Source organism: Streptomyces sp. NRRL F-5122 (assembly GCF_001507435.1).
GTDB classification, from domain to species: Bacteria; Actinomycetota; Actinomycetes; order Streptomycetales; family Streptomycetaceae; genus Streptomyces; species Streptomyces lannensis.
In genome coordinates, this window is sequence record NZ_LMWH01000081.1 from 15,974 (window position 1) to 27,564 (window position 11,591).

At 71.7% G+C, this 11,591-nt stretch carries 10 protein-coding genes; 8 read left to right on the forward strand and 2 right to left on the reverse strand.

What is annotated here, in order from left to right:
* Nucleotides 1–126 precede the first annotated feature (126 nt).
* The 4 genes from ADL25_RS10795 (at nucleotide 127) to ADL25_RS10810 (ending at nucleotide 4,944) form a co-directional block, all read left to right on the forward strand.
* On the forward strand, nucleotides 127–582 hold the full coding sequence (locus tag ADL25_RS10795; protein ID WP_059127453.1) for a DUF6643 family protein: 456 nt from the start codon (nucleotides 127–129) through the stop codon (nucleotides 580–582).
* 48 nt (nucleotides 583–630) lie between these two features.
* Entirely contained in the window at nucleotides 631–1,461 is an 831-nt protein-coding gene (locus ADL25_RS10800; RefSeq protein WP_059127454.1) for an MOSC domain-containing protein, read from the forward strand.
* A 312-nt stretch (nucleotides 1,462–1,773) separates the two neighbouring features.
* A complete protein-coding gene (locus tag ADL25_RS10805) occupies nucleotides 1,774–2,379 on the forward strand; it encodes a hypothetical protein (RefSeq protein ID WP_059127455.1) in 606 nt (201 codons plus the stop codon).
* A gap of 123 nt (nucleotides 2,380–2,502) precedes the next feature.
* The gene (locus tag ADL25_RS10810) at nucleotides 2,503–4,944 is read left to right on the forward strand and encodes a right-handed parallel beta-helix repeat-containing protein (protein WP_059127456.1); all 2,442 of its coding nucleotides are present in this window, start codon (nucleotides 2,503–2,505) and stop codon (nucleotides 4,942–4,944) included.
* Here the strand turns inward: ADL25_RS10810 and ADL25_RS10815 are convergent.
* Nucleotides 4,914–7,286 carry a hypothetical protein gene (locus ADL25_RS10815; RefSeq protein WP_059127457.1) on the reverse strand — a complete coding sequence of 791 codons (2,373 nt, stop codon included), beginning with the start codon at nucleotides 7,284–7,286 and terminating at the stop codon, nucleotides 4,914–4,916. The genes ADL25_RS10810 and ADL25_RS10815 overlap by 31 nt on opposite strands.
* A 276-nt stretch (nucleotides 7,287–7,562) precedes the next feature.
* Between ADL25_RS10815 and ADL25_RS10820 the strand changes: the two genes are divergently transcribed.
* Both ADL25_RS10820 and ADL25_RS10825 read left to right on the forward strand, forming a co-directional pair.
* Nucleotides 7,563–8,393: a DeoR/GlpR family DNA-binding transcription regulator gene (locus ADL25_RS10820; protein WP_059127594.1), complete on the forward strand. Its 831-nt coding sequence runs from the start codon at nucleotides 7,563–7,565 to the stop codon at nucleotides 8,391–8,393.
* A gap of 83 nt (nucleotides 8,394–8,476) precedes the next feature.
* Nucleotides 8,477–8,995 carry an SRPBCC family protein gene (locus ADL25_RS10825; protein WP_059127458.1) on the forward strand — a complete coding sequence of 173 codons (519 nt, stop codon included), beginning with the start codon at nucleotides 8,477–8,479 and terminating at the stop codon, nucleotides 8,993–8,995.
* Here ADL25_RS10825 and ADL25_RS10830 read toward each other — a convergent pair.
* Nucleotides 8,963–10,087, reverse strand: a complete 1,125-nt coding sequence (locus tag ADL25_RS10830; RefSeq protein WP_059127595.1) for a PLP-dependent cysteine synthase family protein — start codon at nucleotides 10,085–10,087, stop codon at nucleotides 8,963–8,965. The genes ADL25_RS10825 and ADL25_RS10830 overlap by 33 nt on opposite strands.
* Before the next feature lie 389 nt (nucleotides 10,088–10,476).
* Between ADL25_RS10830 and ADL25_RS10835 the strand changes: the two genes are divergently transcribed.
* Nucleotides 10,477–10,791: a hypothetical protein gene (locus ADL25_RS10835; protein ID WP_059127459.1), complete on the forward strand. Its 315-nt coding sequence runs from the start codon at nucleotides 10,477–10,479 to the stop codon at nucleotides 10,789–10,791.
* A gap of 242 nt (nucleotides 10,792–11,033) precedes the next feature.
* Entirely contained in the window at nucleotides 11,034–11,561 is a 528-nt protein-coding gene (locus tag ADL25_RS10840) for an ATP-binding protein (RefSeq protein WP_079050298.1), read from the forward strand.
* The last annotated feature ends 30 nt before the right edge of the window (nucleotides 11,562–11,591 follow it).

Genomic DNA, 11,591 nt, shown 5'->3' on the forward strand with positions numbered 1-11,591 from the left:
AACCCCGCTCATTGCCCTTTTTTGCCAAGTTCGCTCGCATTGGGGATCCCGCGTCACCCCGGACACGGAAAACAACCCTCTTATCGGTCTCCCCAACCAGCACATCGTGGGCTTAACTTATGTGCCATGACCTCCCCCCGCTCCACCTATGGCGGCGGCTACTACTCCGCGTCGCCCTTCCCGGACACTCCGATCTACGACAGGCTCGTCGCCGAGCGGGGAACCCCGCAGATCGCCCCGATCCGGGTCCCCTCCGCGTACGACATCCCGGGCAGCAATCTGCCCGCGCTGCCGTCGGCGCTTCCCGCGCTGCCGGCCGCCCCCTCCCCCCAGGTCCCCTCCTACGGCTACCCGCAGGCGGCCCCGCATCCTGCGCCCCTGCAGCAGGCCCCCACCGCGTACATCCCGCAGCAGGCGGCCGGCCCCCGTGGCTACCCTGCCCAGCAGCAGATGCAGCCTCCGCGCCCCATGGGCACGGGCTACGAGGCGATGCGCCCCGCCGCACCCCGCCCCGCCGCACCCCGACCGGCCCCGGCGCCGTACCAGGACCCGTACAACAACGGGCAGTACCGCGGATACTGATCCACTTCACGGGATGAGGCCGTCGGCCCTCGATGGGACGATGGCCTCATGCCGAATCCAGTACTGCACTCCCTTCATGTCCACCCGGTCAAGGCACTGCGGGGCCAGGCACCCCACGAGGCCGTGGTGGAGCCTTGGGGGCTGGCCGGGGACCGGCGCTGGGCACTGATCGACGAGTCCGGCCGGGTCGTCACACAACGCGAACACCCCCACCTGGCGTTGGCCGCCGCCGAGCTGCTGGCCGGCGGCGCGATCCGTGTGTCCGCACCCGGCCTGGACCCGCTGACCGTGGCCGTCCCCGACCCGTCCGGCGGTACGACGACGGCCAAGTGGGCGGGAGACAAGATCGAGACGATCGCCGTCGGCCGCGCCGCGGACGACTGGTTCAGCACGTACGTCGGCGAGGGCGTGCGCCTCGTCCACCTGGACGATCCGGCCGTCCGCCGGCCCATCCACGACCCGCCCTTCGGGCGCCCCGGTGAGACCGTCAGCCTGGCCGACGGCTACCCGCTGCTGCTCACGACGCTCTCGTCCCTGGACGCCCTGAACTCCCTGATCGCGCAGGGCGACCACGCCGCAGAGGGCCCGCTGCCCATGAACCGTTTCCGGCCGAACGTCGTCGTGGCCGGAACGCGGCCCTGGGCCGAGGACGACTGGACGCGGATCGCCGTCGGAGAGGTCGTCTTCCGGGTCGCCAAGCTGTGCGGGCGCTGCGTCGTGACCACCACGGACCAGGCCACCGCCGAGCGGGGCAAGGAACCGCTGCGCACCCTCGCCCGCCATCGGCGGGTCGGCGGCAAGCTGGCCTTCGGGCAGAACCTGGTGCCGCAGTCGCCGGGCACCATCCGCCTCGGCGACCCCGTCACCATCCTCGACTGAGAACCGCCGGGGCGAGTTCGGACCGTCGCCCCGGCGCCGCCCGCCGCCGCTTCCCGATGTCGCCGCTCGCCGTCCCGCGTCAGGTCCCGCACACCCGTTACGGGATCGATCCCTCCGTATCTCGCCCCGGGAACACCTCGATCGGGTGTCGGACGGGGGAACCGCGGAACCCGGCACGGTCGTTGAGCCGACGTGAGAAATTCATGAAAGGCGCGTCGGCCCGGGAGAGGTGATGTGGCTCTCTCTTTTCCGGCTCGGCGGTGGACGTCCGGGTTCCGGGGTTATCACGGACGCGTAAGGGGGTGCGGGACGGTGCGAGCAATCAGCGGTCTGTGGCGCTGGCGGGGCAATCCTCTGTGCCGTGGAACCGATCTGGCCGAGGCGTGGACGGCGCTGGCCGCCCTGCTCCTGGTTCTTGTCGTGGCGCCCCTGGCCGGGGTCGTGATCGGTTCGGTCGCCCAGGGGTCCCTGCAGAATGCCGTGCGGGACCAGCAGCACAGCCGCCACCTGGTGGTGGCGACCGTCGTCAAGAAGCTCAACCGCGTGGCGCTGGACCCGGATCCGGAGTCGTCGACGACGGGGAACGCGCACAGCCGGGTACTCGCCGACTGGACCGCGCCGGACGGCACCAGACGCCACGCGGCGGTCCTCGCCGAGCTCGAGTCCCCGCACCCGGGCAACCAGTTCAGCGTCTGGACCGACGCCCACGGCGACCTCGTGACCCGCCCGCTGGACCGGGCCACCGCGACGACACACGCGGTGCTCGCGGGCGCCGGCGCAGCCGGACTGACCGGAGCGCTCATAGAAGGCGGCCGCCGGCTGATCGTCTGGCGCATGATCCGCCGCCGTTACACACGATGGGACCAAGCATGGGACAGGGCGGGACCGGACTGGGGCCGCACAGGAACGGGCAGTTGACCGCCTTCGGCCTCCGGTCAACCGGGTACGTCCGCGCACGCTACGGTGGACCGGTCGGCTGGTCCGCTGTCCGGCATCTTCGCGAGAACCCGCGTGAGTACGAGGTGGGGGCACAGCAGCGCCATGGCACAGGGCACGGTCCAGGTGACGCACACCGGCACATCGCGGTGGCGGCGCCGCACAGGTGAGTACGCGTCGCTCGCCGCCGCCCTGGAGGCCGCGGGCGACGGAGACGTACTCACCGTCGCACCCGGCACCTATCGGGAGAACCTCGTCCTCCAGCGGGCGGTGACGCTGCGCGGGCCCGAGGGCTCCCCCGGTTCCGTGCGCATCGCCCCGGTGGACGGGGTCCCGCTCACCGTGCGGGCCTCCGCCGTGGTGCAGGACCTCCACATCGAGGGGCAGGACGCGGCCGCGCCCGCGCTGCTCGTCGAGGAGGGAGCCCCGGAGCTGGTGGACGTACGGATCACGACGCGCTCGGCGGCCGGCATCGAGGTCCGCCGCGGCGCCCGCCCCACCGTCCGGCGGTGCACCGTCGACAATCCGGCGGGCGTCGGCATCGCCGTCGTAGACGGTGGCGGCGGCGTGTTCGAGGAGTGCGAGGTCGTGGCCGCGGCCCAGTCGGGTGTCGCGGTCCGCGGCGGTGCCCGGCCGCGTCTCGAACACTGCCGCGTGCACCACGCCTCGGGCGCCGGTCTGTCGGTGACGGGTGAGAACTCCTCGCTGGAGGCGGTCGGTTGCGAGGTGTACGAGATCCGGGGCTCCGGTGTGCAGGTGACCGCCCGGGCCACGGCACATCTGACGGACTGCGATGTGCACCGCACGACCGCCGACGGTGTCACGCTCGACACCGACGCCGTGCTCACGCTGGCCGACTGCCGCATCCACGACATCCCCGAGAACGCGGTCGACCTGCGCTCCCGTTCGGTGCTCACGCTGACCCGCACGTCGGTGCGTCAGTTCGGCCGCAACGGCCTTTCGGTGTGGGATCCGGGCACCCGGGTGGACGCCAACCAGTGCGAGATCTTCGACAGCACGGGCGACTATCCGGCGGTGTGGGTCAGCGACGGCGCCACCGCGGTGCTCGAGTCCTGCCGGGTGCACGACGTACCGGACGCCCTGTTCGTCCTCGACCGCGGCTCGCGCGCGGACGTCGTGGACAGCGATCTGACGCAGGTGCGCAACACGGCCGTGTCGGTGAGCGACGGCGCCACCGCACAGCTCGACGACTGCCGGATCCGGGATGCCGCGACGGGCGCCTGGTTCCGGGACCACGGCAGCGGCGGCACACTGTCCGGCTGCACCATCGACGGCACCCAGACCGGCGTGATCGTCACCAAGGGCGCCGATCCCACCATCGACCGGTGCACGGTGACCTCACCGGCGGAGGCCGGCTTCTACGTCTCGGCGGACGGCCGGGGCAGCTTCCTGAACTGCCGGGTCACGGGCAGCGGTGGCTACGGCTTCCATGTGATAGACGGCTGCCGGGCCACCTTGAGGAAGTGCCGCACCGAGCGGTGCGCGCGCGGGGGTTACGAGTTCGCGGACGGCGGCCCGGGCACCTCCGGCGACGGCCCGGTGGTGGAGGACTGCACCAGCGACGAGAGCGCCGGGCTCCGGCTGCCCGAACCGCCCCAGGAGACCGCCGTACAGACGACGGCCATGTCCACCGGTCTGCTGGGCGCCATCCCCGGCCAGCGCACCACGGAGCAGGACCATCTCGTCACGGCGGTCCCCGATCCCGAGAAGCCCGCCCGCACCTCGGCGGCCGTGCTCGGGGAACTCGACGCGCTGGTCGGGCTGGAGAGCGTCAAGCGCGAGGTGCGGGCCCTGACCGACATGATCGAGGTCGGACGCCGCAGGCAGCAGGCGGGCCTCAAGGCGGCTTCCGTACGGCGGCACTTGGTGTTCACGGGCTCCCCCGGCACCGGCAAGACGACGGTCGCCCGGCTGTACGGCGAGATCCTGGCCTCGCTCGGCGTCCTGGAGAAGGGCCACCTCGTGGAGGTGTCCCGGGTCGACCTGGTGGGCGAGCACATCGGCTCCACCGCCATCCGCACCCAGGAGGCCTTCGAACGGGCACGCGGCGGGGTGCTGTTCATCGACGAGGCGTACGCCCTGTCCCCAGAGGACTCCGGGCGCGACTTCGGCCGTGAGGCCATCGACACGCTCGTGAAGCTGATGGAGGACCACCGTGACGCGGTCGTGGTCATCGTCGCGGGCTACACGGCCGAGATGGAGCGCTTCCTTTCGGTCAACCCCGGTGTGGCGTCGCGCTTCTCACGAACCATCAGGTTCGGCGACTACGGCCCCGACGAGCTGTTGAGGATCGTGGAGCAGCAGTCCGAGGAGCACGAGTACCGGCTCGGCCCCGGCACGGGTGAAGCGCTCCTGAAGTACTTCACGGCGATTCCGAAGGGACCGGCGTTCGGCAACGGGCGCACCGCACGCCAGACCTTCGAGGCGATGGTGGAGCGGCACGCGGGCCGGGTCGCCCAGTTGGCGGAGCCGAGCACGGACGAGCTGACCCTGCTCTACCCGGAGGACTTGCCGGAGCTCCCCTGACCGGCGCCCCCCGCCTGCGTGCCCGGCCCCGCGGGACGGGGTGCAGGCAGCCCCGGCCGCAGCCGGCTCAGCAGCCGCTCGCGCTCCTCGGCGAACGCCGGGTCCGCCTGGTAGTCGCCGTGCCCGAGGATCGGCGCAGGCAGCGGGTGCTCAGCGGTGCGGCCGTAGGCGAGCGGATCCCTGAGGGGTGCGCGGTCCACCTGCGGGCCGCAGTCACCGGGCAGCCGGATCGGTCCGCCGATCGGGTCCGTGAGGCGGTAGAGGTTGCGCCAGCAGGCCACCTCGCGGTGCAGGGAACTGAGCGCGGCGGGCCCGAAATAGGCGGGGAACCAGCGCCCGTACAGCCGCTCGAGCGGCGAGCCGTAGGTCAGGAGGGCCACCCTGCGGCGCACCGAGGGTTCGAGCTGCCAGGCCGCGGCCGCCGCGAGCACACTGCCCTGGGAGTGACCGGAGAGCACGAGCCGTCCGCCTGTGGCCTCGGTCCAGGTGGCCATACGCCAGGAGAGGTCGGGCACGGCGCGCTCGGCGTAGCAGGGCGGGGCGAAGGGGTGCGCGGCACGCGGCCAGAAGGTGCCGACGTCCCACAGGATGCCGATCGTGCGCCGTGCCGAGGCGTCCTTGTAGGCACGGCGTCCCCAGGTCACGAAGAGGAGGAAGCCGATGCCGATCAGCCAGGAGCCGAGCGCCTGAGCGGTCTCGGCGGCTCCGCGCACGAAGGCGTGGCTGCCCCGGGCGGCCCCTTCCGGGGTGTCATGGCCGGCAAACGCTCCCACCAGGGCCAGCGCGCCCAGGAGCAGGGTCGAGGCGGACATGACGGCGACGACGAGCGGCGCCCGGTCGGTGAGGGCGGCCATGGCTCGGGTGCCCGCGATACGGCGGGTGCGGGCCTCGTCCTCGGGCTCGCCTTGATGGGCGAGTTCCACCGCGGCGGTCCCGGCACGGCGCAGCACCGCGGTTCGCCGTGCCAGCCGGCCCACGACGACGAGCAGAACGAGCAGCAGGGGCGGGATCGTGGACGCCTGCCAGGTGAGCAGGACGGGTGGACCGGCCATGATGTGCCGGGTCCCGTCCAGCCAGTCGGCGACGCGCTGGGCCACCCCGCCGGACATCACCCCGCCGAGCGCGCAGGCCAGCATCGCGACCGCGGGTCCGGCCAGTCCGCACATCGCGGTGCGTGTGTCGGGGTGGGTGCGGTGGAGGACATGGGCGACGACGCCCAGCACGACGACGAGCACCCCCTGCGCCAGGGCGAGCCCGCCGAACGTGGTGTCACCCGGCAACCGGTCCGCGGACCGCCAGCCCGGGCGCGACCAGCCGGCGTACACCGCGGTCACGGCGAGCAGCACCAGCGCACCCGCGGGCAGTCGGCGTACCAGTGCCCGGTCGAGAGTCCTGTCCAGCCGGTTCTCGGTGCGGCCCCGTCGGCACACCACCCCCACCACAACGAAACCGCCGGTGAGGAGAGTTGCGCACAGGAGCCGGCCGAGGACTTCGAGTTCGACGGAGCCGTGCCGGCTGTCGTACCGGGCGGCGGCGGTGGCCAGTGCCGCGGCGACCGTCAGAAACCCCGCGGCGGTGTGGGCGGCGCGCAACCGGGCCACCAGGCGCCGTCCGTACCAGAACCCGGGGCTGTCGAGTGCGGTGCGGTGCGGCTCCTCGTCGGGCTCGGCCGGGCGGGAGATCGGCTGCTGGGACTCGTACGCGCTCCAGGTGCGGTGCGACAGGTACCAGAGCAGCCCGGTCAGCGCCGCGGGCACCAGCGACGCCAGGGCCAGACGCCGTCCCGGCTCGCTCCACCAGCCCTGGTCGGAGGCCGCGGGTGAGAGAAAGCCGAGCCAGGAGTGGCGCTCGGCACACGCGCGCGTACCGGCGCACTGCCAGGCACCGAGGTCGAGGGCGACCTCGCAGGCGGCGGCGACCAGCAGCACGGTCAGGGTGAGCCCGAGGAGACGGACGATCAGTCCGTACAGTCGGACGGTCCGCGGCCGCCCGGTCGTCGTGGGGCGCATCCAGTGCGCGAGATTGACCACCATGAAGGGCAGCAGCAACAGCCACAGGGCACGGGCGGCGTTCCCCGAGGTGAGGTTGCACCAGACGTACGCCTCGGGCACCGGACCTGTTCCGCGGTCCCGCGGGTTCCGCTCGGCGCCGGCGTCGGCCTCGCGGCGGTAGACGGCGGCCGTCTCGTCACCGGAGACACGCACCGTGCGCGGATCGCCCAGCATCTCCTCGGGTGTGGTGCCACCGACACCGTGGACCAGAAGTTCCAGGTCCGTCCCGCTCTCCGGCGGCCGCTGCCCGGTGTCGCCGTGTTCCCCGTCGTGTTCCCGTGCACGCTCCACTGCTCAGCACATCCCCCGCGTTGCGTACCGTGTGTCATGCGCAGGCAGATGGTCTCCGGTGCCCCAGGTGTGCACACCCGTTCTCACGGAATCTCCCCGATACGGGTGACGTGATGAACTGCGGAAGGTGATTCACGAGGCACGGGGGGTGGCTCCATCCAGGGCAAGCCGTGCGAGGATGGGGCGGCCTCGGCTTTGACGGCAGGAGAATGGCCTTGTCGGAGCCGGTATGGATGCCATGCCGTGATGGATCAGGCGAAAGGGAGCAAAGCGGACGTGAGCGAGAATCAGAACCTCCTCGCGGAGCAGCGCCGCGCCCTGATCCTCGACGAGGTACGACGACGCGGCGGTGTCCGGGTGAACGAGCTCACCCGGAAGCTGGGCGTCTCCGACATGACGGTCCGCCGCGATCTCGACGCACTCGCTCGTCAGGGCGTACTGGAGAAGGTCCACGGCGGCGCGGTCCCGGTGGTGGAGGCGAGCACGCACGAGCCGGGGTTCGAGGCCAAGTCCGGCCTGGAGCTGACGGCCAAGGAGGACATCGCCCGGACCGCCGCGGAACTGGTCGCGCCGGGTACCGCGATCGCGCTGTCCGGCGGGACGACGACATACGCGCTGGCCCACCACCTCCTCGATGTGCCGGAGTTGACCGTCGTCACCAACTCGGTGCGCGTTGCGGACGTCTTCCACTCCGCACAGCGCACCTCCGGCCAGCGCCAGGGCGGCGCCACGGTCGTGCTGACCGGCGGGGTGCGAACCCCGTCCGACTCGCTCGTGGGCCCCGTCGCCGATCAGGCCATCGGGTCCCTCCACTTCGATGTGCTGTTCCTCGGCGTGCACGGGATATCGGTGGAGGCGGGTCTGTCGACGCCGAATCTGGCGGAGGCCGAGACCAACCGGCGGCTCGTGCAGTCCGCGCGGCGTGTGGTGGTGGTCGCCGACCACACCAAGTGGGGCACGGTGGGCCTGAGTTCGTTCGCCGCGCTGGAGCAGGTCGACACCCTCGTCACGGACGCGGGGCTGCCCGCCGAGGCGCGTGCGGAGATCTCGGAGCACCTCAGGCGGCTGGTGGTGGCCGGGGAGACCGAAGACGATACTGACATCTGACGGGCCGCCAGTTATGGTGGGCGCCGACCCGCACCACCGCTTCCGTTCGGGGACGCCGGTGTTCCCGCGAGGAGGTTCCGTCCATGGCACGCCTGTTGCGCCCGGTGGGACTCGACTTCACGAAGACCGCACCCGTGCGACTGGTCTTCGCCCGGGAGATCACGGCATCCCCGGCGGCGGTCTTCCGCGCTCTGGCCCACGATGTCCCGGGCTGGAGCGAGTGGTTCCCCGCCGTGACCCTCGCCCGTCCTCTCGACGACGGCACCCGGCGCGAGGTGCGCCTGGCGGGCGGCCTTCGCTTCCGGGAGAGCGTGGTGGCGGCCGAGCCGAACGAGGTCTACGCGTACCGCGTCGACGAGACGGGCGTGCCCGGAATGCGTGCGCTCCTCGAGGAGTGGCGGCTCACCCCTGCCGGTACGGGCACCCGGGTGCAGTGGACCTTCGCGGCTGACGGGTCGACAGTCTTCCGGCTCGCCCTGAAGGGTGGGCGCGCGGGTCTGGGACACGCCTTCCGCGGCGCGGTGCGGGCACTGGACCGTAGGCTGGCGGCGCAGGGCGCCGGGCCGGAGTCAGTCCGGCCACACCCCGGTCTCCAGGAGTGACCCGATCGCCGCGGTGTACGGGGCGATGTCGAGCCCCTGCTCGGCGAGCCATGCGTCCGAGTAGTACTTGTCCAGGTAGCGGTCGCCCGGGTCGCACAGCAAGGTCACCACGCTGCCCGTGCGTCCTTCGGCCACCATCTCGGCGACGATCTTCAGCGCGCTCCACAGGCCCGTGCCGGTGGAGCCGCCCGCCCTGCGGCCGATGGCCGCTTCCAGGGCCCGCACGGCCGCGACCGTCGCCGCGTCCGGCACCTTCATCATCCGGTCGATGGCGCCGGGTACGAAACTTGGCTCCATCCGCGGCCGGCCGATGCCCTCGATCCGCGATCCCCGGTCGCACGTGACGTCCGGGTCTCTCGTCGTCCACCCGTCGAAGAAGCAGGAGTTCTCCGGGTCGGCCACACAGATGCGGGTGTCGTACTGCATGTAGTGCACGTACCGGGCGAGGGTCGCCGAGGTGCCTCCGGTACCGGCGGTGGCGACGATCCACGCGGGCTCCGGGAACCGCTCCAGTTCCAGCTGACGGAAGATGGACTCGGCAATGTTGTTGTTGCCCCGCCAGTCCGTCGCCCGTTCCGCGTAGGTGAACTGGTCCATGTAGTGGCCGCCGGTCTCCGCCGCCAGGGCGGCCGAGGCCTCGTACATCTTGCGCGAGTCGTCCACGAAGTGGCAGCGCCCGCCGTGGAATTCGATGAGACGGCACTTCTCGGGGCTCGTTGTGCGCGGCATGACCGCGATGAAGGGCACACCGATGAGCTTGGCGAAGTACGCCTCGGAGACCGCGGTCGAACCGCTGGACGCCTCGATCACCGGACGGCCGGGCCTGATCCAGCCGTTGCACAGCCCGTACAGGAACAGGGACCGGGCGAGGCGGTGCTTCAGGCTGCCGGTGGGGTGGGTCGACTCGTCCTTCAGATACAGATCGATGCCCCACTGCTCCGGCAGCGGGAAGCGCAGCAGATGCGTGTCGGCCGAGCGGTTGGCATCCGCCTGGACCTTGCGGACGGCCTCTTTGAGCCAGGAGCGGTACTCCGCGTCGCTGCGGTCGACGTCGTACGTCCCGCCGGGGCGGGTGATCTGCGGGGTACTCACCACGGGACTCCTTACCGGGGTGTCCGACGCCCGGTTCACACGGTCGGACGCCTCGATCATAGACACCTTCGGCAGCGCTTCCCACCTGCATAAACACGCCTTTGAGCTGCTCAAAGGCACCGCTGGGGAAGTCGGCGGAAAACGGTGGGGGCGCATCCGCGCGAGTGCGCCGGATACCCCCTGCGACCCTGCCGTGCACACTGGTGGAAGGCGCCGGGTGCGGGCAGACTGCACGGCGTGGGAGGCCGACCGGTGCGGGCGGACCGTGCGCGCCGCGCCCGTAGGGGCAGCACGCGGGACCATGAGCGGACTCGACACGACCACCCCGGATCGCGGCCCATGGGCGATCCGGACCGGACACAGCCGAGCGCACAAGGGGGCGGGGCAGCATGGCGGAGCCGGACTTCACGGCCACAGGTGTGCGGATCGGAAGGGGACTGCGGTCGCTCACGCGGGCCGGAGAGGTCCGGATCAGCGACGGCAGGCTGCGGCTGCTGACCAGCTACGGCAGCGAGATCGACAGCGCGCCGGTGCAGGCGGTGCGCGCGTCGAAGCCCTGGTACGCGCCGGAGGACCGGGCGTCGGCGGATCTCAACGGCACCCGCTACTCACTGATCCTCGGCGAGCAGGACGCCGCTCCGGGCCGGCCGGGGCCGTCTGCGCGCCGGTTCATCGAGGCGGTCCGCAGGGCCGCCCGCGGCTGAGCGCGGCGCGAGTTGCAGGACTTCACCCCTTGCGTCACGCTGGTCTCACCTCACTCTGGGTTTACCGGCGATAACGCTGAAGAACCAGCCCGCCGGTCACGTCAGCGGGCGGCCCCCGTACCAAGCCGTTCGCACCAAGCGGCCGGAGTACTCAGCCGCACAGCAGGCGGCGGGTACGCCCAGCCCTCCTGCTGGATCCGATCTCCGTCTTCTTCCGGACCTCAATTCGGGGAGTCGCAGCCGTGATCAGCCAGCCAAGCAGGCACTGCACGGTGGAGCTCCAAGCCCTGCCGTCGCGGATCGGACAAGTCCGCAGAATCGTATCGGCGCAGTTGCGCTACTGGCACCTCGATCCCTTGATAGACCGGGCGGCGCTCGGTGTGACGGAGCTGTTGACCAACGTCCACCTGCACGCCCAGCCCGACAAGACCTGCACCGTGGAGATGGAACTGCTGCTCGACCGGCTCACCGTCTCGGTGCACGACCACGATCCGCGACTGCCGCAGTTGTGCCACGCGGACGTCTCCGCCACCAGCGGGCGCGGACTCGCGATGGTCGCCGCGGTGGCCGACAGCTGGGGTGCGCGCCCGGACGGCGACTCGGGCAAAGTCGTCTGGTTCACGCTGCCCGCCCCGTCCTCGGCACCGTCCCGTCCGGTGCGCACCCTCACGCCGTACGAGGCCGCGCTCGAGACGTCGGCTCGCTCGCTCGCGGTCGACGAGCGCAGGACGGAACACGTTTCTCCCGCCCGGTCCGCCGTTGCCGGCTGACCGGGCGGTGAGCCCGCCCCCGGGTGCGGC

What these genes read in the sequence shown, in the direction of transcription:
- ADL25_RS10795 (WP_059127453.1), top strand. Translation starts at nt 127, where the DNA reads ATGACCTCCCCCCGCTCCACCTATGGCGGCGGCTACTACTCCGCGTCG.
- ADL25_RS10825 (WP_059127458.1), top strand. Translation starts at nt 8,477, where the DNA reads ATGGCACGCCTGTTGCGCCCGGTGGGACTCGACTTCACGAAGACCGCA.
- ADL25_RS10810 (WP_059127456.1), top strand. Translation starts at nt 2,503, where the DNA reads ATGGCACAGGGCACGGTCCAGGTGACGCACACCGGCACATCGCGGTGG.
- ADL25_RS10800 (WP_059127454.1), top strand. Translation starts at nt 631, where the DNA reads ATGCCGAATCCAGTACTGCACTCCCTTCATGTCCACCCGGTCAAGGCA.
- ADL25_RS10835 (WP_059127459.1), top strand. Translation starts at nt 10,477, where the DNA reads ATGGCGGAGCCGGACTTCACGGCCACAGGTGTGCGGATCGGAAGGGGA.